The sequence below is a fragment of the Streptomyces macrosporus genome (genome assembly GCF_039533145.1).
Classification (GTDB): Bacteria; Actinomycetota; Actinomycetes; order Streptomycetales; family Streptomycetaceae; genus Streptomyces; species Streptomyces macrosporus.
On sequence record NZ_BAAASZ010000049.1, the window covers coordinates 1 to 853 of the forward strand.

Genomic DNA, 853 nt, shown 5'->3' on the forward strand with positions numbered 1-853 from the left:
GGTCGTCTTGCCCACGCCGAACCCGCCCGCCACCACGATCTTCGCGGAGGTGGTGGAGCGGGCTGCACCGCTAGAGCTTGCGAAGTCCACTGAGCACCCTTTCGAGCAGTGTCACATCTGGCTGGCCACCGGCGGACTCGTCGCCGCCGGGCTGGTGGATGGCGACGAGACCGGCCTCGGCCAGGTCGGCCACGAGGATACGGGCGACGCCCAAGGGAATGGAGAGAAGTGCGGAGATCTCTGCTACCGATTTGATCTCGTAGCACAGATGGCAGATCCGCTGGTGTTCGGGCAGCTGGCCCTGGAGCTGGGCGGGCTGCGCCGTGGTGTGCACCAGTGCCTCTATGGCGAGCTGGTAACGCGGGCGGGTACGCCCCCCGGTCATGGCGTACGGCCGCACCAGCGGCGCCGACCCGCCCTGGTTCCCGGCCGGCCGGGCGCGACGCGGCTGCGGCGGGGATTGTTCGCCCTGACGGGGGTAGGGAGGAGGCTGAGGCGGCTGTTGCGGCTGTTGGTACGGCTGTGGCTGTTGGTACGGCTGCGGCTGCTGGTACGGCTGGGACGGGGGTGTCTGCCACTGGTGGCTCGGAGTCGAGGGGAAGTTGAACCGCTTCATGGGCGGTTCGTTCTGCGGCTGTCGAGACTGGTGCTCACCGCCATAAGGACCGCCTGGGGGCGTTGCCACGTCTCCTCCTCCACTGCCGGACGTCGTCGGGCCGTCTCTTCCGGGAACCGCTGAGGCCCATCGCGTCCCCGCACCCTATGGCGCGGAGACGCGACGTGCACGGTGTGTCTGTTAGTTGAGAAGGCTTCCCTGGAGTTCGGCACGGAGATCCGGGGTCAGCACCGTACC

Annotated in this window: 1 protein-coding gene and 1 pseudogene; both read right to left on the reverse strand. The window is 68.5% G+C overall.

The genetic code is table 11. The annotated features are described in order from the left end of the window. Window positions 1-90 (reverse strand): annotated as a pseudogene (locus tag ABD335_RS27605) (ATP-binding protein); the annotation flags it as partial. Further along, a complete protein-coding gene (locus ABD335_RS27610; protein WP_344328371.1) occupies window positions 71-685 on the reverse strand; it encodes a DUF742 domain-containing protein in 615 nt (204 codons plus the stop codon). The gene ABD335_RS27610 and the pseudogene ABD335_RS27605, both read right to left, overlap by 20 nt. Between the last annotated feature and the right edge of the window lie 168 nt (window positions 686-853).